The sequence below is a fragment of the Burkholderia sp. AW49-1 genome (genome assembly GCF_053427845.1).
Window position 1 is genome coordinate 754,859 of sequence record NZ_JBSAXF010000001.1, and the last position, 22,490, is coordinate 777,348.

Here is a 22,490-nt window from a genome sequence, read left to right on the forward strand (position 1 = left end):
ATAATGGCGGTTCGCGTGTTTTTCATGCCAACCGTTTCCGACAGGCCAGCTCCGTGACGTCCAATCCCGTCGATCCCGCCGCCGACCTCCTGCGCGAACGCGCAGCGCGCTATGCCGCCGAGGCCGCGCTGTTCCTGCGCGACCAGGCGCTGTCCACCGCATCGCACGACCTGCGCAGCCCGCTGAACGCGATGCACAGCTGGGCATATGTGCTCGAGCGCCAGCTCGCCAGTGCCGACCCGAGCCTGCAACGCGCACTCGCGGGCATCCGCGCGGGGATCGACCAGCAGGTCGCGCTGATCGACGACGTGCTCGACGCGCCGCGCGCGGCAACGCGCACGCTCGCGATCGCCGTGCAGCCGTTCGCGCTGCGCCCGTTGCTCGACGACACGCTCGCACTGGTGCGCTTTTCGCTCGCCGACGCGCGGCAAGTGACAGTCGACGCGACGCTGCCCGACGGCGAGCCGTCGCTGAGCGCCGATCGCGAACGCATCGCGCAAGCGCTCTGGACGATGCTGACGACGGCCGTCGAAACCAGCGCCGCCGGCAGTCGCGTGACCTTCACATGCACGCGCGATGGCGCCCTGTGCGTCGCGCACGTCATCTGCAACGTGAACGCCGACGCCCTCGCCGATCCCGCGCTGCCGCACGCATTCGAACCGTTCGCCCGCCACGAGATGCTGCGCGCGCGCGACGCGAAACGCGTCGCGTGGGCGCTCGCGCTGTGCCAGCGTGTCGCGCTCGCGCACGGCGGCACCTTCACCCACACGCCGTTCGCCGACGGCTGCGCCGTCACCCTGTCGCTCTCCGTGCCCTGCGAGGCGCCGGTGTAAGCGATCGGCCGCCCGCATCATTACATTTTCCTTTCCGGCCCTATACTGACGGGCCTGTCATGACTGGAGCGATTCCTTGTTACAGATCTTCGCGCTCATCGGCGCGTTGTTCCTGGTGGCCCTGAACGGGTTTTTCGTCGCGGCCGAATTCGGCCTCGTCAAACTGCGCGCGACGCGCGTCAAGACACTTGCTCGCAAGCACGGCCTGCGCGGGCGCATCCTCGCCATCGTGCACGGCCGGCTCGACGCATATCTGTCGGCCTGCCAGCTCGGCATCACGCTCGCGTCGCTCGGCCTCGGCTGGGTCGGCGAGCCGGCGTTCGCGGAACTGATCGGCCCGCTGCTCGACCTGATCGGCGTGCAGTCCGAACGCATCGTGCACCTGATCTCGCTCGTGTTCGCGTTTTCGCTGATCTCGTTCCTGCACATCGTGGTTGGCGAGCTCGCACCGAAATCGATGGCGATCCGCCAGTCGGAAAAGGTCGGCCTGTGGGTCGCCCTGCCGCTCTACGCGTTCTACTGGGCGATGTATCCGGCGATCTGGGTGCTCAACAGCAGCGCGAACGCGGTGCTGAGGCTCGCGGGGCTGTCGGCCGATCACGGCGGCGACGCGCACTACTCGACCGACGAGCTGAAGCTGATCCTGCGCAGCCGCCGCAGCGCGGGCAACGCGGCCCAGCCGGCCCGCGGCACGTACACCAATGACGAGTGGAACACGCTCGCGCATTCGCTCGATTTCTCGTCGATGACGGTGTCGGACCTGATGCGGCCGGCGCATGAAATGATCGGCCTGCGCCGCGACCTGCCGCTGCCTGACAACATGGAGATCGTCGCGCGGCACCGCTTCAGCCGCTATCCGCTGTTCGAGGATGCGTCGCGCGAACAGGTGAGCGGGCTGATCCACCTGAAGGACTTGTTGCTCGCGCGTCATGCCGGGGCGGCGCTCGAGGATCTGTCCGACTACGTGCGCCCGGTGCAGTACGTGAAGCCCGACACGCCGGCGCTGGAGCTGTTCCGCCGCTTCCGCAAGGGCGCGCCGCACTTCGCGCTGGTCGGCAACAAGGGCGAAAAACCGATCGGCTTCCTGACGCTCGACAACCTGCTCGGCGCGCTGGTCGGCCAGATCCACGACGAGTTCCGCCAGGGCGATGCGGACTGGAGCCGCCTCGACGACGGCACGCTGATGGGCAAGGGCAGCCTGCCCGTCGTGTCGCTCGAGCAGGCCCTCGGCATCGACATCGACGAAGGGCGCGCGGAATCGGTCGGCGGCCTCGTGATCCAGGCGCTCAGCGATTTGCCGACCGAAGGGCAGCGCGTGTCGTTCGATCGCTTCGACGTCGTCGTGAAGAAGATGAACGGGCCGCGCATCGTGCTGGTGCGCGTCTATCCGAAGATCGCGAAGGAGGCCGACGAATGACGGCCGCCGCGCGCCGCACGCGATGACGGCGACGCTGCCGCGCTGCTGCGTGATCACGCCGGAGCCGGCGTCCGCGTCGGCCGCCGATTGCCACGCATTCCTCGACAGGCTGTCGGCCGTGCTCGCACGCGGCGAGACGCTCGTGCAGTTGCGCGTGAAGTCGTTCGATGCGGACGCGTTCGCGCGACTGGCCGCCGATGCGCTCGCGCGCTGCGACGCGGCCGGCGCGCAACTGATGCTCAACGGACCGATCGACGCGGCTGGCGTGATGCAGCTCGACGGCGCGGGCTGGCACCTCGACGGCGCCGCACTGCGAGCCGTCGCGCAACGGCCGCTGCCGGCGGCGCGCCGCATGTCGGCCGCATGCCACGCGGCCAACGATCTCGTGCTGGCCGCGCGCGCGGGCGTGGATTTCGTCACGTTGTCGCCCGTATTGCCGACGCTCAGCCATCCCGGCACGCCGACGCTCGGCTGGACGCGATTCGCCGCGTTGGCCGCGCAGGCCGCGATGCCGGTCTATGCGCTCGGCGGCATGACACGCGCGCATCTCGACGACGCGCGCCGCCACGGCGCGTACGGCGTCGCAGGCATTCGCGGCTTCTGGTAAGTGTGGCCGGACGCGCCAGCGCCGGGCGCCGGAACGTTATGCGCGCGGAACGGGACGCATTGCGCGCCGCGCGCTGTCGTCGATCCGGCGCACGTCGTGCGTCAGCGCGTAGCGGTTGACGTCACCCGTCAGCCACGCGACGAGCGAATACGGCGGCAACTCCCCTTCATCGACCCGGTCGCGTGCGCGTGCCGGCGTCTCGAACACGACCTGCCCGCTCGGCGCATCGAACGGCACCGCGTCGGGCGACAGGTTCAATGCGATCGTCAACGTCTCGTCATCGGCGAGCCACCACGATGCAAGCAGCGCATCGGCATCGCCGTCACCGCTCGCCTTCAGCGCATGCGCGTCCTGCGGCCTGCAATCTGTCAGCCGCGGCGCAATCAGCTTCGCGCGCACCGCGAGCGCCGACTGTACGAAATGCGCACGATCGACATCGCGCGCGGTTTCGTCGAAGATCAGCGGGATCTGCGGCGTGAGCAGCGACAGCGCAAGCGCCGCGAGGCCGGGCGTCTGCTCGTGGTCGCCATGCTCGCTCTCGTGCCATGCGCCATCGGACAGCACCAGCGACGTGAGCGACAACCCTTCGGTGCAGGGGCCGTCGCCCGACGTAGCCGGCTGGAATGCCGCGCCTGCCGCGGTCAGCGCGCGAGCGAGCGTGTGGATCGACTGGTGAGGCGAAATCCCTTCGTGCGCCGACACGTCGCGCCCCGTCAGCCGATGCAGCGCACGTTCTCCGCAACCGTTCCACTGCGCATCGAAATGCGTATCGGCCAGATGCACCGGATGACGCTCGCTGCCGAGCACGAGGTGGATCATCCGGTCGGCCGGCACGGCCGCACGCACGCGGTCGGCGATCTCGCGCAGCCACGACGTGCCGATCCGGTCGGCCTCGCGCAGCCGCAAGCCGTCGCAACGGTATTCGTCGATCCAGTACAGCGCGTTGTCGCAGAAAAAGTCGCAAACCTCCGGATGGTCCAGCGCGAGCGGCGGCACCTGCAGCGGATCGTCGCGCGTATGGAAGAACGGCACCGCGTAATGACGCAGCGCGTCGGTGCCGCTGCCGAAGCGCGCGTAATCGAGTTCCAGCAGCACTGCGAGACCGTAGCCGTGCGCATCGTCGATCAGCGCCTTCAGTGCGTCGGGGCCGCCCTCCGCCGCGAGCGGCGCGAACGGCAGGCTGTCGTGCGGCGACGCGAGCAACTCCAGCGCGGTCACGCCGAGACGGGCAAGCTGAGGCAACCGGCGGCGCACGCCGTCGAAGCCGCCCACCGCGTGCGGACGAATCGCGTACAGCGCAATGTCTTCCCACGCACGTCCGCGCCAGAACGTGTTGCGCCACGTGAACGCGCGCGGATCCACGACCTCGCTCGGGCCGTTGAGCCCGTCGGGTTGCGAACGCGACGCGGGATCGGGAATCGACGTGACGTCGTCGAGCCGATAACGGTAACGCGCGCCCGCACCGCATTCGACGAACGCTTCGAACCAGTGCGGACCGGCCGCCGTCATCGGGACGAGCGTCGGGCCCATACCGGTATCGAGTTCGAGCTGAACATGCGTACTGCCCGGCGCCCACACGCGGAAATGCGTGCGCGGCGACGTACCGAGCGCGCCGCAGGGCTGCGCGCCGGACGGCAGGCAGTGAATGTAATGCTGCGCATACGGATCGTGCGGACAATCTGACATCATGCGCTCCTCGTGCGTGCCGAGCGGCATGGCCGCGCGGTCGGCGCGGCGCATCGGGCCCGGCATGCGAAGGCCAGGCAGAGGGGGAGAAAAGTATGCGCCGGTTTCGCGGCCGCGATGCATCGAATCCTCACATTTTTAAATGCGAATCGACCCCGCCAACGTATGCGCGTAGCGCGCGCCGAATCGGGTAGTCCGCATACCGGAATGTCCACTCGCCTTGCTGCGCGGCCGACCCGCGCTTACGCTCCGTGCGATGCGCGTGGACACCCCGTCCTCGCCCGAACCCGAGGAATCCCGCCATGTCGCTCCCCGCCAGCGTCGCGAAGTTCGATCCGGCACGCGCGCACGAATACGCCGAACAATCCCGCATCGCGCTCGCCGGCTACGACGCATGCCACGAGCTCGCCGCGTGCATGCTCGCGTCGGCGATCAGTGCGCCGGAGGCGAGGCTCCTCGTCGTGGGTGCAGGCGGCACCGGGCAGGAAATCTGCGTACCCGCGGCGCTGGAACCCGGCTGGCAGTTCACGGCCGTCGATCCGTCCGCGCCGATGCTCGCGCTCGCGCGTGTTAACGTCGAAGCGGCGGGTTTCGCCGCCCGCACGCAATTCGTCGAGGCCGGCGTCGATGCGCTGCCCGATGCGCCGGCCTTCGACGGCGCGACATTGATCGGCGTGCTGCATCACGTCCCCGGCGACGCGGCGAAGGCCGCGCTGCTGGACGCGATCGCGCGCCGCCTGAAACCCGGCGCGCCGCTCGTGATCGCGGGCAACTATCGCCGCTACGCTGACCACCCTCGCCTGCTCGACGCGTGGCAGCAGCGCTGGCGAATGAAGGGCGCATCGCCCGACGCCGTGCGCGCGCAGCTTGCGAAAATCCTGCAGGGTGCCGATCCGCCGGCTGCCGAGGAAGCCGTGTTCGCATTGCTGCACGATGCGGGCTTCGATGCGCCGCTGCGCTTTTTCTCGAGCCTCTTCTGGGGGGCGTGGATCGCGGTGCGGCGCGGTGCGTGACAACGCGAAACGGCGCGCGGCGGCGAGCATCCGGCAATCGCGCGCTTTCTCGTGGCGATTCACATGCGGGCCGCCGACCGCCGCTCGCTTGAACGTGGCAGTCCGTACGAACGCCTCAAGTCACCCGCGTCAGCTCAACAACCCTGCCGCGACGTTGATCGACAGCCCCAGCACGGCCATGTTGAAGTAGAACGACAGGATCGACTGCGCGAGCACCGCCCGCCGCGCGGAACGGTTCGCGAGCGATACGTCGGCCGTCTGCGACGCGACCGCGAGCGTAAACGCGAAATACAGGAAATCCCAGTAATCGGGCTCGGGGTTGCGGTCGGGGAACCGCAGAGCGCGATCGCTGCTCGGCGAGCCGTAATAAAGCCGCGCATAGTGCAGCGTGAAAATCGTCGGAATCAGGAACCATGCGCCGAACAGCGTCGCGCCAGTGACCGCGTAATGGCCGAGCCCGGCACGAAAGCCGACGTTCTTCGCGGTGGCGAGTTCGATCGCGATCGCGGCCACGCTCGCGACCGTCGCGATGCAGATGACCGTCAGCACGGTCGTTGCGTTCTCGTCCTCGCGGATCGCGATCTCGCGCACCTGGTGATGATGTGCGGTGACCATGCGTCCCCACATCAGCGCGAGATACAGCCAGATCGTGCAATCCCAGCCGATCAGCGCGCGCGCGGTCGGCCTCAACTGCAACGGCAGCAGCACCGCGCACAGCACGCCCGCGACGAGGGCGGCGACCATGCGCGGCCGATTGCGTAACACCTGCGGATAAAGCGTCATCGTACGATTCCGAAAGCGGATGGAAAGGGTTCGGCCGGCGTGCGAACGGCCCGCTGCGCCGCGCCGGGCGGTACCGCCCCGATTATCGCCATTCCTGCATGACGTTGCGATGGGCGTGAGCGCCTAAGATATCGGGATGACTCCCGTCCTCTGCCATCATCCCGCGAACGCGGCCGGCCGCGACTTCGTCGTCGGCGATCTGCACGGTTGCGTGGATGTGCTGCGCGCGCTGCTGCACGACATCGGCTTCGACCCGGCTCGCGACCGGCTGTTTTCGGTCGGCGATCTCGTCGATCGCGGCCCCGCCTCCGAAACCGCGCTCGAGTTGCTCGACCGCCCGTGGTGCCACGTGGTGCGCGGCAATCACGAAGAAGTGCTGAGCCTCGTGTCGCGCGGCAAGCTGTCGGCCGACGCGTGGCGCGGGATCGGCGGCGACTGGGGCGCCGATCTCCCGCCGGAACGGCTGCACGCGCATGCGGCACGCGTCGACGCGCTGCCGCTCGTGCGCGTGATCGGCGACGGCCCCGCGCGCTTCAACGTGCTGCATGCGGAATTCTTCGGCCCGGACGCCGAACTCGACACGGGCAGCTATTCGCCCGACGTGCGCGAGCGGCTGATCTGGGGGCGCGACCTGGTGCAGGGGCTCGCCGACCCGGCCCGGCAGGCCGGCCTGTCGCTGACCTGCACCGGCCACACGCCGGTGCGCGCGCCGCAGCGCATCGGCGCGCAATGGTTCATCGACACCGGCGCGTTCGCACCGTCGGGACGACTGACGATCGTCGAGCCGCGTACGGGCGACACGTGGTCGCTCACCCAGGCCGATGCGCGCGCACGTCATGCGGGCGATCTGCCGCTGCCTTGAGGCCCGTTCACGCCAATAGCGGACCTTGTCGGGGCCCGCAGCCTTCGTGGCGGGCCCGACGCGCACGCGTTTGCGTGCACGAGCACAGCGCTGGCTAACCGACCTGGTTCAATTCGAACACCGCATCGATCGCGGAACCGTTCCAGTTGTATTCGAGATACGCCGCGTGATGACAGTCGCGCAACAACGTCGTGCGGAACGCCGCGAGGCACTCGCCGCGCGGGTCGCGCACCGACGGATAGACGATCCCCGCTCCGCCCGCGTTGCGCACCGCGCGGCCGAGCGCCTGCCCGGCGCTGTAATCGAGCGGATCGAGCAGCCCCGGGCTGCGCTGCGACCACGTGCGCACGTCGGCGACGTCGCCCTGCGCATACACCGTGTACAACCGCATCTGCTGGCGCATCGGCGCCTCCTTCGTGGCGGCCAGGAACAGCCCACTGTGATAGCGCGTCTCGGCGATCGCCGTATCGCGTGACCGCCCGCAGTAGAACACGCCGTAGCTGCCGTCGGAAAAGCGGCTGCCCAGCGGATTCAGGTGCGTGAACGCGGCCATGATCGGCCCCCAGCCCTGGCCGTAGCGACGCTCGGCCGGCGGCACGAGTTCGAGCGTGCCGACTTCGTTGCGGATGCGGTCATTGGTCAGCGATTCGAGCGCATAGAGCGCGTCGAAATCCTCGGCCGACGCGACGCGGTCGAACAGGTTGATGGCCGGGAAACGGGTGGGTATCACGCGATAGGCAGGTGCCCAGTCGACGACGGTCGTGGGCCAGTGTCGTACTGCTTCGATCGGCATCGTCACGCCCAACCACCTCGCATCGCGTCGAGATATTGACGGACGGCAACCAGGTCGCCGACGTTGCCGGCGAGCATGCGGTCGAGCGCGCGCTTGCCGCCGAACGGCGCGGCGTCGTTGGGCCGCTTGACCCAGGTGTCGGCGGCGGCCGGCTGCGGCAGCAGGATCTGCAGCGCCTTGTAGATGCCGAGCAGCAGCGATAGCCGCTCGAGCGTATCGCGCGGCAGGCGCGCCGATTCCGGCGCCGCCTTCCACTTGAAGAACGTCGAGCGGCCGGGCGACCCGAGCAGCACGATCTGTTCGTCGATCGTCAGCTCCCAGTCGCGTGCGATGTTGAAGAATGCGCGCAGGCCGGCCGCCGACATCTGCGCGACCGAGGCCTGCCGCGGGGCGGAATGCGGATCGAAGGCGGGCTGTGACATGATCGTTAGTCTCGAAACGAATTTACTAACAAGATTAGTCCATTTTCGTATTTTTGCAAGGGTCGTCCCCCACCGCGTCGGCATTCCGTCCGAAGGATCGATATTTTTTGTCCATTCTGGACTGATATTTTATTTTCTGCGTTAATGACCGTGCGGACGGCGCATCGGGACGCGGTGCGTCCCCGCAGCAACCGTGTCGCCCAGAACCGGATAGACCACGCCAAGGAACCACCATGAAGAGACTGATTGCCGCCGTTTCGATCGCCCTGCTCGCGGTATCGGCAGGCCCCGCCGTCGCGAAGGACTGGACCACGCTGCGCTTCGGCACCGACGCCAGTTACGCGCCGTTCGAATCAAAGGCGCCCGACGGCAAGCTCGTCGGCTTCGACATCGACCTCGGCAACGAGATCTGCGCGCGGCTGAAGGCGAAGTGCCTGTGGCTCGAGAACGATTTCGACGGGATGATCCCGGCGCTGAAGGCGAAGAAGTTCGACGCAGTGCTGTCGTCGATGTCGATCACGCCGCAGCGCGCGGAACAGATCGGCTTCACGACGAAGATCTACAACCAGCCGACGCGGCTCGTCGTGAAGAAGGGTTCGCCGCTGCTGCCGACGGCCGAATCGCTGAAGGGCAAGTCGATCGGCGTCGAACAGGGCACGACGCAGGAAGCGTATGCGAAGGCCTACTGGGCGAAGCAGGGTGCGAACGTCGTGTCGTACCAGAACCAGGACGGCGTGTATGCGGACCTGACGTCGGGCCGCCTCGACGCCGCACTGCAGGACGAGGTGCAGGCCGCGATCGGGTTTCTGAAGTCGCCGCGCGGAGCGGGCTACCAGTTCGTCGGGCCCGAACTCGTCGACGAGAAAGTGCTCGGCATCGGCGCCGGCATCGGGCTGCGCAAGGAAGACACCGACCTGAAGGCGAAGATCGATCGCGCGATCCTCGACATGGTCAAGGACGGCACGTACAAGCGGCTCGCGTCGAAGTACTTCGACTTCGACATCTACGGCGGCTGAAGCGGTGCCGCGCGCGCACGGGTGCGATGCCCGTCGCGCGCGGCCTGACCGCCCCTCCCCTGCTCGCCGGACAGCGACGCCTCCCTGACGTTCGCCGCCGCGCCGGTTCATCGTCCGTATCGCGCATCCGGACGCCGCACGTCATTCGCATTGCAAACGGATCACCCTGCGCTGGCGACCGCAGGTGCTCGACGTCGTCAATAAGCGAAGATCGGGCGCCGGGGGACCGGTGCCCGCGTGCACATCCCCATGCGGATCGGGTTGGCGAGCGGAAAAGCGCCGGCCCGGCGCGGATGACCGGGTATCAGCCGGATCCGCCTCGCACCGGGCGCGGAGAGATGGCCTGTCGACGCATGCCGACCGGCAGCAAGATGCGCGGTCGACCGGCGATGGGTCGAATCACTGCGGTCGCGGCCTGCCGGCCGCGGCGTGTGGCGATCGTTCGTCATTTTTCTACCCCGTATTCGAACCGTAGCTTGTACCGGCAACCGGACACCGCCGGCGCCCCGACGATCCGTCGACAACGGCCCATGCCGTTCGGAGCAGGGCTGTTGCTGCCCGTCCGTCAGGTCATCCCCCGGACTGCGTCCTTGCCGGTCCTCGCATGGTTCGCTGCCGAACCGGCCGGACGCCACGTCGTCGACTCTCGCACCTCGAACGCCGCAAGGAGCGGGCCAGCTTCGTTTCGGGCCGGCCGCACAAGGCTTTCATCGGACAAGCCCGCGGCCGGAACGGGCGGAACAGGCAGGACGTTGCGAAACTGAAACATGCCGGGCGCAGGCTGGCCCGGCCAGGTGGCGGCAACGCCTTGACGGACAAGGCGCGCGGACGAGCCGGAAAATTTTCCCGGCACGGGCAGCACGCCGCCGCATGCGCTTGCCGGGCCGATTTGGGCGGTCGCCGGCAGGAAACGTTTCACGCTCTTTACATGGTGCCGGACGCCCGGCCGACCGCGCCACCTCCCGCCGCCGTTCAGCCGACTCGCTGGTGGTTGGCGTCATCGGGCGGCGCGCTGTCCTTTCCGGCGTTGTCGCCGTTGTTGTCGTGGTCGTTGAGCCCGTGCTCGATCATCATCCGGTAGAGCGTGACGCGCGAGATGCCGAGCTCGGCGGCGGCCTTGTTGATCCGGTGATCGTTGCGCAACAGCGCGTTTTCGATCGCGGTGCGCTCCGCCAGCGAACGCGCCTGCTCGAGCGTCACGGGCTCCGTTTCGCCCGGGACATCGAGCCCGAGATCGTGCGGCGTCAGCAGCCGGCTCTCGGCCATCACGATCGCGCGGCGCACCCGGTTGATCAGCTCGCGCACGTTGCCGGGCCACTCGTAGCGGCGCATCGCGTCGAGCGCGGCCGACGTGAACCCGCTGATCTTGCGGCCGCTGTCGGATTTGTATTTCTGCAGCACGTAATGCGCGAGGATATCGATGTCCTTGCCGCGCGCGCGCAGCGGCGGCTCGTGAATGCGCAGCACGCAGAGCCGGTGATAGAGGTCCGCGCGGAAGCGCCCGGCTTCGACCGCGCCGTCGAGATCCACGTGCGTCGCCGAGATGATCCGCACGTCGACCGGAATCGATTCCTGGCCGCCGAGCCGCTCGATCTTCCCTTCCTGCAGGAAGCGCAGCAGGCTCGCCTGGCTTTCGACCGGCATGTCGCCGATTTCGTCGAGAAACAGCGTGCCGCCGTTCGCGGATTCGATCCGGCCCGCGCGCCGCTGGTTCGCCCCGGTGAATGCGCCGCGCTCATAGCCGAACAGTTCCGACTGCAGCAGGTGATGCGGAATCGCACCGCAGTTGATCGCGACGAACGGCCCCTTGCCGCGCACCGAGCGCTCGTGGATCGCGAGTGCCGTCAGTTCCTTGCCGGTGCCCGACTCGCCGGAGATGAACACGCTCGCGTCGGTCTTCGCGACCTTGCGGATCGTGCTGAACAACTGCTGCATCGCCTCGCAGTTGCCGATCATCCCGTGCTCGCCGATCGACGCCGCGTACGCCGCGCCGTCGACGCGATCGAGCGCGGCCATGCCGCGCGCGTGGCCGAGCACGTGCGAAATCCATTCGTACGGCAACGGCAGCGTCACGTAATCGAAACAGTAGCTGCGGATCAGCTCGCGCACGGCAACGCCGATCGTGATGCCGGCCTGCGCGACGGAAATCCAGCCGATCGCCGGCTGGCTCAGGCATGCCTTCAGCGCGGGATAGTCGCGTGACGTGAAGCCCGAGAAATCGACGAGCCCGGCGGCGACGTTCACGCCGGACGTCATGTTCTGCGCGGCGCCGGCCGTCTTCGCGACCGAGATGTCCCAGCCGAGCTCGCGCAGCTGCGCCAGCAACGGCTCGTCCGGCGAACGCATGATCACGAACAGCTTGCGTCCGGCCTCGGGAGCGGTAACGGACACGAGCGGCATCTCGGACGCCGTCGTCCCGCTTGCGTCGGGTGACCTTGCAACCATCGTTGTTCCCCGCTTGGCATTGGTATCGCGCGCCGGCTCGCCGCCGCGTCCGAAGGACCTCGATTGAACCGACATATTGGCCGCATTTCCGTCCGAATAAAATCCCCCCGGGCAACAATCGCGCGCCGGGCGGATCCTTTCATGAACGGTATATCGGTGCCGCCGATGCGCGGCTAGATGGGTGATTTCCCGGTGGCGAGGCGGGTGCGAAGACGCCGCCGTACACGGGCATCGAGCCCGGGAAGCCGCGCCGGCGCGGGCGCGCCGGTGCGACACGCGACGCCGGGCACGTGGAATCGGACCGGCGGCAGGCACCGGCGCGACCGCGGCGGCCGTGCCGGCATCCGCTCGCGCAACCGTTTTACGCTTGACGCCGGTCAATCGTCTGAAGAAGTGGGGCTGATGCACGAACGCAACACGTGCCGCGTAGCGCGGCGACGGCGTCAGCGCCCCGAAGCGAGCGGCGCGAGCACGTTGGCGCGGCCGCGTCCGGCCGACGCGCCGTCGTGTTCCCCGTAGGCGGCGACGAGCGCGTCGACGCGCGCGAGGTGGTGACGGTTGTCGTGGTCCCACGGATGGAAGCCCGGCCGGAAAAAGCTCAGCCATTCACCCGCGATGCGCGGGAACAGCCCGCGGCGCGGCCCGTACAGGAATGCAATCATGCGCAGCATGCCGCGCACGCGATTCCTGATGTCGCGATCGCGCGACAGCAGCGTCACGTGCATCAGGAACACGGTCGGCCAGAACGTCAGCGTCGTCGCCAGGTAAACGCCGACGCGGATCAGGTAGCGGCGCGGGCCCGGCTTCATCGCGGCGTTCCACACGTCGTACGACACGGCCTTGTGCTCGGTTTCCTCGAGCGCATGCCACAGCCACATCTGCCGGTAGCCTTCGACGGAGCCTTCCAGGCGCGTCGGGTCGCGCAGGAGCCAGTCCGCGAGCATCGCCGTGTAGTGTTCGGCGGCGACCGTGTGCGCGAGTTGCACCGAATGCGGCAGCGTGCGCTTCATGAAGCCGAGCACCGTCCACACGCGCTTGTCGAGCTTGCGCGCGGGCAGGTGGTTGGCCTGCATCAGTTCGTTGTATTCGACGTGCTCGCGCGTATGCATCGCCTCCTGGCCAATGAAGCCGAGCACCTGCCGCTTGAGCACCGGGTCGTCGATCCGGTCGCGGTAATTGCGCACCGAATCCATGAAAAAGCGCTCGCCAGCCGGAAACAGCAGCGACAGCGCATTGAAGAAGTGGGTCACGTGCGGGCCGAGCCCATGCCAGTCCTTCGCACGTTCGACCGGCAGGTCGAAACGCAGGTCGCGGCGCACCGGCATCACCTCGGCCGAGGTGGCGGAAGCAGCTGACTTCATGTTCGTCGTTCTCCTGGTTCTCGGGCGGCACAGCAGGCGTCGCGGCCTTGTCGGCGCGGGCCCGGGCGGCGCATTGCGCAATGCCGAAATCTTGACATCGATAGCTGTAAAGATAGGCGCCGGCCGGCGCCGCGCGCAAGCCGCGCGGTAGATGCGCGCTTCCAAACAGGGCACGGTCGGCAGCGCGGAAAAAACGACGTTCGGGCGGCGTTCGCGCGTGCCGCGATTCGAACGCGCATGCCGGCACGCGACCGGCAGCCGGGGCGGCGCATGCACGCGCCGAAATCGGCACGAAGCCCCGCGCGACGGGCGTTGCGCGGGCTCGCACGGTGGCGCTCGACGTGACGCCGAGCAGCCGGGTGGCATCGATTCATACGCGCGCCCCGTTCGCGCGGTGCAACCCCGTCGCTCCGGTTCGCGAAAAATTCAAACGCGCGTTCCATTGGCGTATCGGGCGGGTTGTGCGAAGACCGCCGCGACCGACCCGCGACCGGCACGGGCGCTCGCCGCGTACGGCGGCCCCCTGCCCGCTCGCCTACAATAGCGGTTTTACCCAACCCCTTTTCAGGAGAAGTCATGTCTGTCACCACGACCGCATCGGGCCTCAAAATCGAAGACCTGACCGAAGGCACCGGCGCGCAAGCGCAAGCCGGCCAGACCGTCAGCGTCCACTACACGGGCTGGCTGACCGACGGTCAGAAATTCGACTCGAGCAAGGACCGCAACGACCCGTTCGCGTTCGTGCTCGGCGGCGGCATGGTCATCAAGGGCTGGGACGAAGGCGTGCAGGGCATGAAGGTCGGCGGCGTGCGTCGCCTGACGATCCCGCCGCAACTCGGCTACGGCCCGCGCGGCGCAGGCGGCGTGATCCCCCCGAACGCGACGCTCGTGTTCGAAGTCGAACTGCTCGCCATCTGACGACGCCGCCCGCCGACGTCCTTCCGATGGAACGCATCCCGTCTCCCGCCATCGCACTGCGCCGTTACGACACGTGCGAAGCATCCGACGTGCACGACTTTCACCAGGTCGTGATCGGCGTCGACGGCGCGATGGTGATGGCGGTGGACGGCGTCGGCCAGCGCATCGACCGACGCGCGGCATGGCTGATTCCGGCCGGCGCGCGCCACGATTACGCGGGCCTCGGCGACAATCGCCAGCTCGTGCTCGACTTGCCCGCCGCGTCGCTCGCGGTGCCGCAGCGGCTGTTCGACAGCGCGCGTGCCGTGTCGATCGACCCGGCGCTGACGTCGCTCGTCGCGCAGGTCGCGGCGGTGGCCGCGCAACTCGACGGGACGGCCGGCGACACGCAGCAAGCGCATCGCTTCCAGTGGCAGGCCGCCGCGCGTCTGTGCGACGCGCTGCTCGACGATGCCGGCCTCGCCGCGCCCGCGACGGGCCTGGATTTCGCGCGCATCGACCGCTGGCTACGCGCGCGGCTCGCGGAACCGCTTCGCATCGCCGATCTCGCCGCACACTGCGGCTACGGGATGCGCCGCTTTCATCAACTGTTCGTCGACGCGTTCGGCGAAACCCCGCATCGCTACCTGCAGCGGCTGCGGCTCGACGTCGCTGTCGTGCTGCTCGGCGACGGCCGCCATCCGCTCGTCGACATCGCCGGCATGGTCGGCTTTGCCGACCAGAGCACGTTCACGCACGCTTTCAAGAAGCGCTTCGGCGTCGCGCCGGGGCGCTGGCGCGGCGAGCGGCACTGAGCGCTCACGCACGCCGCTGCGGCCTGCCGGAAAGCCGAATCACGGCTCGCTGAGCCTCCCGTCCCCGGTCTGCCGTTGCGCTCCGGCCGGCAGGCCGGTCGCATCGCGACGGTATCGACACTTCACGCCTCCCTGAAGCGTCGCCCGCCCGTCGCGTCCTACCATGACCGCATGGATACGACCACGCGCTCCCCTGCCTTTCCGCCCGCGCTCGCCCGCATCGTCGCGACCGCCAGTATCGGCTTCGTCGTCACACAGCTCGACGTGACGATCGTCAACATCGCGCTCGCGCGTCTGGCCGGCGATCTGCATCTGTCGGTGGCCGGCCTGCAGTGGGTCGTCGATGCGTATACGCTCGCATTTGCGGTGCTGATGCTGTCGGGCGGCGCACTTGGCGACCGCTTCGGCCCACGCCGCATATACGTCGTCGGCCTCGTGCTGTTCGCGCTCGCATCACTTGCGTGTGGCGCCGCCGTCGCACCCGCGATGCTGATCGCGGCCCGCGCGCTGCAGGGCGTCGGTGCCGCGGCGATGCTGCCGAATTCACTCGCACTGCTCAACGACGCCTGCCGGCATGATCCGCGTCTGCGCGCCCGTGCCGTCGGCTGGTGGACTGCCGCGGGCTCGATCTCGATCGCTGCCGGCCCGGTCGTGGGTGGCCTGCTGATCGCCGCATGGGGCTGGCGCGGCATCTTTCTCGTCAACCTGCCGCTGAGTGCGGCGGGGCTGGCGGCCACGTTCTCGTGGGTGCCCGCGTGTCGCATCGGCGTTGCATCGAAGCAACCGACGACGCCCGTGCGCTCCGTGCGGGCACTCGACCTGCGCGGCCAGCTCATCGCGATCGCAATGCTGACCGCGCTGACCGCCGCCGTGATCGAATGGCAACCGCTCGGCTTCGCGCATCCGATCGTCGCCGGCGGCTTCGCGCTCGCGGCGCTGGCCGGGCTCGCGTTCGTCGCGGTCGAGTCGCGCACTGCGATGCCGATGCTGCCGCTGTCGCTGTTCCGCCGGCGCACGTTCAGCGCGGCTGTCCTGTTCGGAATCTGCGTGAACCTCACGTACTACGGCACCGTGTTCGTGCTTGCGCTGTACCTGCAGCACGTGCGCGGCGAATCGGCGTGGCAGGCGGGGCTCGCGTTCCTGCCGCTCACGGGCGGCTTCCTGCTGTCGAACCTCGCGAGCGGCCGCGCGGTCGCGCGGCACGGCCCGCGCGCGCCGATGCTCGCGGGCGCGCTGGTCGCCGCGCTCGGCTACGGCGCACTGCATTTCATCGATGCGTCGACGCCACTGCCGCTGCTGCTCATGCCGTTCCTGCTGATTCCGACCGGCATGGGCTTCGCGGTGCCGGCGATGACGACGGCCGTGCTCGCGTCGGTCGAGCACGAGCGCGCGGGTATCGCATCGGCGGTGCTGAACACCGCACGACAGGCCGGTGGCGCAATGGGCGTCGCCGCGTTCGGCGCGCTCGCGGGCGGCGGCGGCGCGTGGCAGACCATCGAGGGCCTGCATGTCGAAACCGGTGTGTCGGTCGGGCTGCTGGTCGCGGCTGCGCTGCTCGCGACGCTGATCAGGCCGGATGCGCATCGCGGTGCACACGGTGCGCATCGTGCGGTGCCGGCAGCCGATTGAACGGAACGGCCGGCCGTCATCGGGCGCGCGACCTGTGCGTCGGCGCCGCGAAGCAGAAACGACGTGTTTCTTGCGTCGCGCGGCGACCGGACACTCACGCGCGCTTCCCGCCCTCCTCGTCGCCCACTTTCCGCACGACCGTCTCCGCCGCCTTCAGCGGCCGGCCGTCTTCGTGCCGAAGCGCGAGCTTGCGGATCGCGCGGCCGGTCTTGCGCTCGACCAGCACCGAATGCGGCTCGCCGCGCTCGAACAGGTTCGCCTCGCCCCACTGCCGCAACATCACGATCACCGGAAACAATCCCTCGCCCTTCTTCGTCAACGCGTATTCCTGATACGCGCTGCCGTCCGACGCGGGCACGACTTCGAATACGCCGGCGTCCACCAGCATCCTGAGCCGGTCCGACAGGATGTTGCTCGCGACGCCGAGGCTCGCACGGAAATCGCCGAACCGGCGCACGCCGTCAAACGCGTCGCGCACGATCAGCAACGCCCAGCGATCGCCGACGATATCGGTCGCCCGTGCCACCGGGCACGGCGAATCCGCGAGACTTTTCTGCCTGGCCATATTGCTCTCCGCTGTCACGCCGGCGCCTTCGCGGGCCGCCGGGCGTCCGTGCGCGGGCCCGTCGCCCGCGGTCACACAGGTTGCATTTTAAAACCACTTTTTCTACACTCATACTGGTTTCAAATTGCAACTACTTGAGCGAGCGTGAGGCCCCCCATGGAATCGTCCTGTTCAGGAACGGTCGCGTCGAACGTGGCATCGCGCGCCGCTCGTCCGGTCGCCGTGTCACGCGTGCCGACGGCGCTCGTCGCGCTGCTGGCCGTCTGCTGCGCGGCAAGCGTCGCGAACGTGTACTACGCACAGCCCCTGCTCGACTCGATCGCACGCGACTTCGGCGTATCGCAGGCGGCGGTCGGCGGCGTCATCACCGCGACGCAGCTCGGCTGCGCGCTTGCGCTGTTGTTCGTCGTGCCGCTCGGCGACCTGCTGAATCGCAAACGCCTGATGACCGTTCAACTTCTGCTGCTGACGGCGGCATGCATCGGCGTAGCAGCCTCGTCGACGCGCATCGCATTGCTGGCCGGCATGGTCGCGGTCGGGCTGCTCGGCACTGCGATGACGCAAGGGCTGATCGCCTGCTCGGCCGCGCTCGCGGGCGCCGGTGAGCGCGGCCGCGTGGTCGGCGCGGCGCAGGGCGGTGTCGTGATCGGCCTGCTAGCCGCGCGCGCGCTCGCCGGTGTCGTCACGGATGTCGCCGGCTGGCGCGCGGTCTATCTGGTGTCGGGCGCGCTCGCGATCGCGATGCTGGTCGCGCTGGCGCGGCTGTTGCCCGATGCGGATGCGCCGCGCGAGCGCATCGGCTACGCGGCGCTGCTCGGTTCGATGGTCACGCTGCTGCGCAATGAGCGCGTGCTGCTTGTGCGCGGGACGATCGCACTGCTGATGTTCGCGGCGTTCAGCATCTTCTGGAGCGCGCTCGTGCTGCCGCTGAGCGCGCCACCGCATGCGATGTCGCATACGCAGATCGGTGCATTCGGCCTGGTCGGCGCGCTGGGTGCGGCAGCCGCCGCACGCGCCGGCCGGCTCGCGGATCGCGGCCTCGGCGAGGCCACGACCGGCGCCGCGCTCGCACTCCTCGCGCTCTCGTGGCTGCCGCTCGCGTTCGCCGGCACATCGATCGCGCTGCTGGTCGTCGGCATCGTGCTGCTCGACGTCGGCGGGCAGGCCGTCCACGTCGTGAACCAGAGCATGATCCTCGGCGCGCGGCCCGATGCGCATGCACGCCTCGTCGGTTGCTACATGCTGTTCTATTCGGTCGGCAGCGGGCTCGGCGCGATTGCGTCGACGATGACGTATGCGCACGCCGGATGGATCGGCGTCTGCGGGCTCGGCGCGGCGGTCAGCGTGGTTGCATTCGCCGTATGGGCCATGACGCTCGAACGTGCATGACGGATGTCGTACACGAATCGCGGCATGCCTCGCACGGAACGAAAAAACCGGCTCGCCCGGATCGGGCGGCCGGCATGCGGACCGGACGCATGCGCATGTGCCGGCCCGACCGTCGCGGCGGCGTGCCGCGTTCGCTTACCCCGCCGCCCGGATCGCCTCCTCGTACACGCCGGCGACGCGTCGCGCGATCACCGCGTTGTCGAAATGGTCGCGCGCGTAGCGCTTGCACGCGGCCTCGTCCGGCAGCGCGATCGCGCCCGACAGCGCGCCGCCGAGCCCTTCCGCGATCGCATCCGCGCCCGTCGACGGCAGCACGAGATCGTTGGACAACCCGGCCACCGCCTCCGGCAGCCCGCCGACCGGCGTCACCAGCACCGGCGTGCCGGACGCCAGCGATTCGACCGTGATCAGCCCGAAGCCTTCGAGCGCGACCGTCGGCACGACGCTGACCGTCGCCGCGCGGTACAGCGCCGCGAGATGATTGTCGGGCACGAAGCCGAGCAGCTTCACGTTGTCCTGCAGCCCCGCGTCGTCGATGCGCTGCTGCAGTTCCTCGCCGATCTTGCCCTTGCCGGCGATCAGCAGCAGCACGTCCGGGTGACGGTGCTTGACGAGACCGATCGCGTCGATCAGGTCTTCCAGCCCCATGCGCCGCACGAGCCGGCGCACGGCCAGCACGATCGGCCGGTCCTGCGGCAGTTGCAGCTTGTGCCGCGCCTCGGCCGGCGTCAGCGGCGTATCGAACTGCGCGGTATCGACGCAGCCGGGAATCACGCGCACGCGCGACGGATCGATGCCGTAGCGATTCGTCAGGATCTGGCCGAACGCCTGCGACAGCACGATCAGGCGCGACGAGCGCGTATAGACGGCCTGTTCGAGATAGCGCTTCGCGCGCTGCCCGAGCGACGCGGCGCCCTCGACCTGGCTTTCGTCGGCCCACGGCCCCTGGAAATGCGACACCTGCGGAATCCCGCGTGTCACGTCGAGGCCGGGGAACGTGTACAGCGCGAAGTGCGACGAAATCACGTCCGGCCGCTCGCTGCGAATCTCGTCGCGCAACGCGCGGCGCGCGGCGAGCATGCGGCGCGCGAGCGGCTGCGACGCGGGCCCGAAACCCTGGATCGCACCGCCCGTGTCGTCGGCGACCTTCGGCGAGCCGGCGACGAGCCCGCGCACCTCGACGCCCGCGCCGGGCAGCGCGCCGACGAGCGAGTAATACATCCGGTCGAGGCCGCCTGCGCGTTCGGGGAACCAGTGCATGCCGATCTGCAACGATTTGATCGGCCGGGAAGATTGGGACATTACGACTGCTCCTGCGTAACCGCATGCTCGACCCGCTCGAAGGCGGACGGCTGCGAGGGTTGGCCGATGCGCCGGTAGAGCGCGACATACTGGGCGCCCATGTGGGCCCAGCCGAAACGGGTCATCAGTTCGCGAGCCGCATCGCCCATCGCGCGACAGGTGTCGCGCGACGCCGCGAGAGAGCCGATCGCCTGCGCGAGCGCGGCCGGATCGTCGGGGTCCTCCAGCACGATCCCGCAGTCGCGCGTGATGATTTCCGCGCCGCCGGCGGTGCGCGCGGTGACGACCGGGAGCCCGGCCGCCATCGCCTCGAGCAACGACAGGCTCATCGCTTCGTAGCGCGACGGAAACACGTATGCGTCGACCGAGCGCATCAGCGTCGGCATGTTCTTCACGAGACCGAGGAAATGCACGCGCGAATCGATGCCGAGCGCGCGCGCCTCGTCCGGATACGGGCTGCCGGGCAGATAACCGGCCACCGCGAGATGGACGTTCCCCGGCAGCTTCGTCAGCGCCTTCAGCACGGTGCCGAGGTTCTTGCGCGGCGTGCGCAGGTCGCCGACGAACAGCAGCAGGAACGCGTCGTCCGGCAGCTTGAACGCCGCGCGATCAGCCTGCGCGCCCGCGAACGCGCTGCCGTCGACGCCGTTGTAGATCACGCTGATCTTGCCGCTGTCGATGCCGAGCCCGGCGATCTCGTCGGCCACCTTCTGCGACACGGCCGTGATCGCGCGCGAACGCCGGTACGCCCAGCGCTCGAGCGCCGTATTCACGCGCGTGTAGACATACTGGTAGGCCGACCACAGCCCCTTCGTCAACCCGAACGGGTAATACGGGCTCTTGAACCAGCCGCCGTGCACGAAGTGCGCGGTATTCACGTCGGCCTTGATCCACGAAATGAAACCGTTCACGTGCAGCACGTCGTACTCGCCGCGATGCGCGCGCAGCCACCACGCGCTCTTCAGCGCGAACACCTGCTGCTTGACGAGATTCGACGGCCAGAAGCCGCCGACCTTCACCGGTACCCAGCGCACGCGCGGGTCGGCCAGCAGCTCGGGCGCGACATGCGACGCGACCAGCGTGACCTCGTAGTTTTCGGCCAGCGCCGCGCGCGCGATTTCGTAATTGACGCGGCCCTGCCCGTCGTTATGTCGCACGACGTGCGTGACGATCGCGATTCTCAATGGTCGCCTCCCCGTGAACGCGCGGCGGCCAGCAGGCGCTGTGCCTTTTGCCAGTGCGCCGCGGATAGTATTGAAAAAATGGCCGTGAACAACAGCAGACCGCCCGTGCCGATCAGCGAGTTCGTGAACACGAGCATCGCGAACACCGACAGGCACAGGCTCAGGCATGCGCCGACGAACTTGTCCTTGCGCAGCTTGAATGCCGCGCGAAGCGTGCGGGCGAGCAGCATCACGACGCCCGACAGGTACAGCAGCGTGCCGGGCCAGCCGAGCACGAACGGCACGTTCATCACACCGCTGTCGAAGCTGCCGTACTTGCCGAGCTCGCCGCTGTCGCTCGACAACTTGGTGGACGCGCCGGTGGCACCCATCCCCTCGCCCGCGACGTCGGTGAACGCCGTTTGTGCGAAGGTCGCGTAGAACTTGTTGCGGTCGTCGTAGCTGCGGTCGTCCTTCAGGTTCGTGATCGATTGCAGGCGCGCGCCGAGCCGGTCTGCCACCGGCCCGACGGTCAGCAGCGGTACGCACAGCCCGACCAGCACGACGCCGCTGATCAGGATCCGCATCCGCACGCGGTTGCTCGACTGCACGAGCTGGATCGCGAGTGCGATCACCCAGCCACCCCAGGTCGAGCGCACGAGACACAGCGCGAACGACACGAAGCCGGCGGCGCCCGCGAACCAGCGGACCTTCTGCGGCGCCGCGAACACGAATACCAGCGCGCCCATGATCGCGAACGCGAACGGCCCCGACGAGTTCATCGTGCTGAAGACGCGGACACCGTACGGCACCGGCTCGCCCTGCGAACCCATGTCCGACCCGATCATCCACAGCACGTCCCACTGCGGCATCACGAAGTACTGCACGACCCCGTACACGCCCATCACGAGCATGCCCCACATGAACGTGGACAACAGCACGTCGCGGTACTCGGGATAGTCGCGCGAGTTGACCATGATGTGAAAGCCGATCAGCACCGGGTACACCCAGTTCGCGAGGTCGTAGGTCGCGGCCATCACGCCGCTCGACACGATTCCGACCAGATACGCATACGTGAGCCCGAACAGCATCAGCAGCACGGGAATCCCGCGCCGCTGCGCAAGCACGCGGTAATGCCTGAGCAGCCCGAACCCCGCGATCATCGTCACCGCGAGCGGCGCGACCTGGATCAGGCTCGTCGGCGTGAATGCGCCCTTCGACCAGTCGGCGAGACGTCGAACTTCGGGGCTCAGGAACCACACCCACCACATGAAGCCGATGTAGCGCGCCGGGCTCTTGAAATACAGCCAGATGCCGACCGCGATCGCCAGCACCGGAAACGCGAGCGTCAGCACCTTGCCCTGGTGAATGGCGATCAGCGCGGCGGTAAACGTCCACAGCCCGGCCTGCCCGACCCAGTGCTTCGGTTCGGGCAACCGGCTGCGGCTGCGCGACGGTGCGCGTTCGGCGGCAATCGTACTCATCGATCCGC

General features: G+C 68.6%; 21 protein-coding genes. 10 read left to right on the forward strand and 11 right to left on the reverse strand.

All coding sequences use genetic code 11. The features are described from left to right. Window positions 1-53 precede the first annotated feature (53 nt). From ACV22W_RS03240 to ACV22W_RS03250, 3 genes are all read left to right on the forward strand, one after another. The gene (locus ACV22W_RS03240; RefSeq protein ID WP_448017681.1) at window positions 54-833 is read left to right on the forward strand and encodes a sensor histidine kinase; all 780 of its coding nucleotides are present in this window, start codon (window positions 54-56) and stop codon (window positions 831-833) included. Window positions 834-909: 76 nt separating this feature from the next. Next, complete coding sequence (locus ACV22W_RS03245) at window positions 910-2,250, forward strand: hemolysin family protein (RefSeq protein WP_448017682.1); 1,341 nt, start codon at window positions 910-912, stop codon at window positions 2,248-2,250. A gap of 22 nt (window positions 2,251-2,272) precedes the next feature. Further along, window positions 2,273-2,857 carry a thiamine phosphate synthase gene (locus ACV22W_RS03250; protein ID WP_448017683.1) on the forward strand — a complete coding sequence of 195 codons (585 nt, stop codon included), beginning with the start codon at window positions 2,273-2,275 and terminating at the stop codon, window positions 2,855-2,857. 36 nt (window positions 2,858-2,893) lie between these two features. Here ACV22W_RS03250 and ACV22W_RS03255 read toward each other — a convergent pair whose 3' ends face one another. Then, window positions 2,894-4,543, reverse strand: coding sequence for a DUF3459 domain-containing protein (locus tag ACV22W_RS03255; RefSeq protein WP_448018115.1), 1,650 nt, complete (start codon window positions 4,541-4,543; stop codon window positions 2,894-2,896). 302 nt (window positions 4,544-4,845) lie between these two features. Here ACV22W_RS03255 and ACV22W_RS03260 point away from each other — a divergent pair, with 302 nt between their 5' ends. Continuing rightward, window positions 4,846-5,556 (forward strand): class I SAM-dependent methyltransferase, encoded by a 711-nt coding sequence (locus tag ACV22W_RS03260; protein WP_448017684.1) that lies wholly within the window; start codon window positions 4,846-4,848, stop codon window positions 5,554-5,556. Window positions 5,557-5,685: 129 nt separating this feature from the next. Here the strand turns inward: ACV22W_RS03260 and ACV22W_RS03265 are convergent, their stop codons facing one another. After that, window positions 5,686-6,339: a DUF1345 domain-containing protein gene (locus tag ACV22W_RS03265; RefSeq protein ID WP_448017685.1), complete on the reverse strand. Its 654-nt coding sequence runs from the start codon at window positions 6,337-6,339 to the stop codon at window positions 5,686-5,688. Window positions 6,340-6,475: 136 nt separating this feature from the next. On the opposite strand from ACV22W_RS03265, the gene ACV22W_RS03270 reads away from it, so the two are divergent. Beyond that, window positions 6,476-7,201, forward strand: coding sequence for a metallophosphoesterase (locus ACV22W_RS03270; protein WP_448017686.1), 726 nt, complete (start codon window positions 6,476-6,478; stop codon window positions 7,199-7,201). A 94-nt stretch (window positions 7,202-7,295) separates the two neighbouring features. Here the strand turns inward: ACV22W_RS03270 and ACV22W_RS03275 are convergent, their stop codons facing one another. Continuing rightward, window positions 7,296-7,994: an RES family NAD+ phosphorylase gene (locus ACV22W_RS03275; protein ID WP_448018116.1), complete on the reverse strand. Its 699-nt coding sequence runs from the start codon at window positions 7,992-7,994 to the stop codon at window positions 7,296-7,298. A gap of 2 nt (window positions 7,995-7,996) precedes the next feature. Further along, window positions 7,997-8,416, reverse strand: coding sequence for an MbcA/ParS/Xre antitoxin family protein (locus ACV22W_RS03280; RefSeq protein WP_059531557.1), 420 nt, complete (start codon window positions 8,414-8,416; stop codon window positions 7,997-7,999). A 233-nt stretch (window positions 8,417-8,649) separates the two neighbouring features. On the opposite strand from ACV22W_RS03280, the gene ACV22W_RS03285 reads away from it, so the two are divergent. Beyond that, the gene (locus ACV22W_RS03285) at window positions 8,650-9,432 is read left to right on the forward strand and encodes an ABC transporter substrate-binding protein (protein WP_448017687.1); all 783 of its coding nucleotides are present in this window, start codon (window positions 8,650-8,652) and stop codon (window positions 9,430-9,432) included. Between the two features lie 565 nt (window positions 9,433-9,997). Here ACV22W_RS03285 and ACV22W_RS03290 read toward each other — a convergent pair. From ACV22W_RS03290 to ACV22W_RS03300, 3 genes are all read right to left on the reverse strand, one after another. Next, the gene (locus ACV22W_RS03290; RefSeq protein WP_448017688.1) at window positions 9,998-10,351 is read right to left on the reverse strand and encodes a hypothetical protein; all 354 of its coding nucleotides are present in this window, start codon (window positions 10,349-10,351) and stop codon (window positions 9,998-10,000) included. Window positions 10,352-10,404: 53 nt separating this feature from the next. Next, a complete protein-coding gene (locus ACV22W_RS03295; protein ID WP_448017689.1) occupies window positions 10,405-11,877 on the reverse strand; it encodes a sigma 54-interacting transcriptional regulator in 1,473 nt (490 codons plus the stop codon). A 443-nt stretch (window positions 11,878-12,320) separates the two neighbouring features. Further along, window positions 12,321-13,238, reverse strand: coding sequence for a metal-dependent hydrolase (locus ACV22W_RS03300; RefSeq protein WP_448017690.1), 918 nt, complete (start codon window positions 13,236-13,238; stop codon window positions 12,321-12,323). Window positions 13,239-13,814: 576 nt separating this feature from the next. Here ACV22W_RS03300 and ACV22W_RS03305 point away from each other — a divergent pair. The 3 genes from ACV22W_RS03305 to ACV22W_RS03315 all read left to right on the forward strand — a co-directional run bounded on the left by ACV22W_RS03305 (window position 13,815) and on the right by ACV22W_RS03315 (window position 16,579). Continuing rightward, window positions 13,815-14,156, forward strand: a complete 342-nt coding sequence (locus tag ACV22W_RS03305; RefSeq protein WP_059531564.1) for an FKBP-type peptidyl-prolyl cis-trans isomerase — start codon at window positions 13,815-13,817, stop codon at window positions 14,154-14,156. A 26-nt stretch (window positions 14,157-14,182) separates the two neighbouring features. Then, entirely contained in the window at window positions 14,183-14,950 is a 768-nt protein-coding gene (locus ACV22W_RS03310) for a helix-turn-helix domain-containing protein (protein WP_448017691.1), read from the forward strand. 171 nt (window positions 14,951-15,121) lie between these two features. Next, a complete protein-coding gene (locus tag ACV22W_RS03315; protein WP_448017692.1) occupies window positions 15,122-16,579 on the forward strand; it encodes an MFS transporter in 1,458 nt (485 codons plus the stop codon). A gap of 94 nt (window positions 16,580-16,673) precedes the next feature. Here ACV22W_RS03315 and ACV22W_RS03320 read toward each other — a convergent pair whose 3' ends face one another. Then, on the reverse strand, window positions 16,674-17,144 hold the full coding sequence (locus tag ACV22W_RS03320) for a winged helix-turn-helix transcriptional regulator (protein ID WP_448017693.1): 471 nt from the start codon (window positions 17,142-17,144) through the stop codon (window positions 16,674-16,676). Between the two features lie 156 nt (window positions 17,145-17,300). Here ACV22W_RS03320 and ACV22W_RS03325 point away from each other — a divergent pair, with 156 nt between their 5' ends. Further along, window positions 17,301-18,533: an MFS transporter gene (locus ACV22W_RS03325; RefSeq protein ID WP_448017695.1), complete on the forward strand. Its 1,233-nt coding sequence runs from the start codon at window positions 17,301-17,303 to the stop codon at window positions 18,531-18,533. A gap of 135 nt (window positions 18,534-18,668) precedes the next feature. Here the strand turns inward: ACV22W_RS03325 and ACV22W_RS03330 are convergent, their stop codons facing one another. From ACV22W_RS03330 to ACV22W_RS03340, 3 genes are read right to left on the reverse strand one after another with little or no spacing between them, the layout of a single operon-like run. Further along, entirely contained in the window at window positions 18,669-19,835 is a 1,167-nt protein-coding gene (locus ACV22W_RS03330; protein ID WP_448017696.1) for a glycosyltransferase family 4 protein, read from the reverse strand. Then, the gene (locus tag ACV22W_RS03335; protein WP_448017697.1) at window positions 19,835-21,019 is read right to left on the reverse strand and encodes a glycosyltransferase family 4 protein; all 1,185 of its coding nucleotides are present in this window, start codon (window positions 21,017-21,019) and stop codon (window positions 19,835-19,837) included. The genes ACV22W_RS03330 and ACV22W_RS03335 overlap by 1 nt, the downstream gene beginning before the upstream one ends. Beyond that, complete coding sequence (locus ACV22W_RS03340) at window positions 21,016-22,482, reverse strand: O-antigen ligase family protein (RefSeq protein WP_448017698.1); 1,467 nt, start codon at window positions 22,480-22,482, stop codon at window positions 21,016-21,018. Before ACV22W_RS03340 ends, ACV22W_RS03335 begins: the two co-directional genes overlap by 4 nt. Window positions 22,483-22,490: the final 8 nt, after the last annotated feature.

Bases quoted from the DNA above. Each gene is read 5' to 3' on its own strand.
- ACV22W_RS03250 (WP_448017683.1), top strand. From the start codon at position 2,273: ATGACGGCGACGCTGCCGCGCTGCTGCGTGATCACGCCGGAGCCGGCG.
- ACV22W_RS03255 (WP_448018115.1), bottom strand. From the start codon at position 4,543: ATGTCAGATTGTCCGCACGATCCGTATGCGCAGCATTACATTCACTGC.
- ACV22W_RS03260 (WP_448017684.1), top strand. From the start codon at position 4,846: ATGTCGCTCCCCGCCAGCGTCGCGAAGTTCGATCCGGCACGCGCGCAC.
- ACV22W_RS03265 (WP_448017685.1), bottom strand. From the start codon at position 6,339: ATGACGCTTTATCCGCAGGTGTTACGCAATCGGCCGCGCATGGTCGCC.
- ACV22W_RS03270 (WP_448017686.1), top strand. From the start codon at position 6,476: ATGACTCCCGTCCTCTGCCATCATCCCGCGAACGCGGCCGGCCGCGAC.
- ACV22W_RS03275 (WP_448018116.1), bottom strand. From the start codon at position 7,994: ATGCCGATCGAAGCAGTACGACACTGGCCCACGACCGTCGTCGACTGG.
- ACV22W_RS03280 (WP_059531557.1), bottom strand. From the start codon at position 8,416: ATGTCACAGCCCGCCTTCGATCCGCATTCCGCCCCGCGGCAGGCCTCG.
- ACV22W_RS03285 (WP_448017687.1), top strand. From the start codon at position 8,650: ATGAAGAGACTGATTGCCGCCGTTTCGATCGCCCTGCTCGCGGTATCG.
- ACV22W_RS03295 (WP_448017689.1), bottom strand. From the start codon at position 11,877: ATGGTTGCAAGGTCACCCGACGCAAGCGGGACGACGGCGTCCGAGATG.
- ACV22W_RS03300 (WP_448017690.1), bottom strand. From the start codon at position 13,238: ATGAAGTCAGCTGCTTCCGCCACCTCGGCCGAGGTGATGCCGGTGCGC.
- ACV22W_RS03305 (WP_059531564.1), top strand. From the start codon at position 13,815: ATGTCTGTCACCACGACCGCATCGGGCCTCAAAATCGAAGACCTGACC.
- ACV22W_RS03310 (WP_448017691.1), top strand. From the start codon at position 14,183: ATGGAACGCATCCCGTCTCCCGCCATCGCACTGCGCCGTTACGACACG.
- ACV22W_RS03315 (WP_448017692.1), top strand. From the start codon at position 15,122: ATGGATACGACCACGCGCTCCCCTGCCTTTCCGCCCGCGCTCGCCCGC.
- ACV22W_RS03320 (WP_448017693.1), bottom strand. From the start codon at position 17,144: ATGGCCAGGCAGAAAAGTCTCGCGGATTCGCCGTGCCCGGTGGCACGG.
- ACV22W_RS03325 (WP_448017695.1), top strand. From the start codon at position 17,301: ATGGAATCGTCCTGTTCAGGAACGGTCGCGTCGAACGTGGCATCGCGC.
- ACV22W_RS03330 (WP_448017696.1), bottom strand. From the start codon at position 19,835: ATGTCCCAATCTTCCCGGCCGATCAAATCGTTGCAGATCGGCATGCAC.
- ACV22W_RS03340 (WP_448017698.1), bottom strand. From the start codon at position 22,482: ATGAGTACGATTGCCGCCGAACGCGCACCGTCGCGCAGCCGCAGCCGG.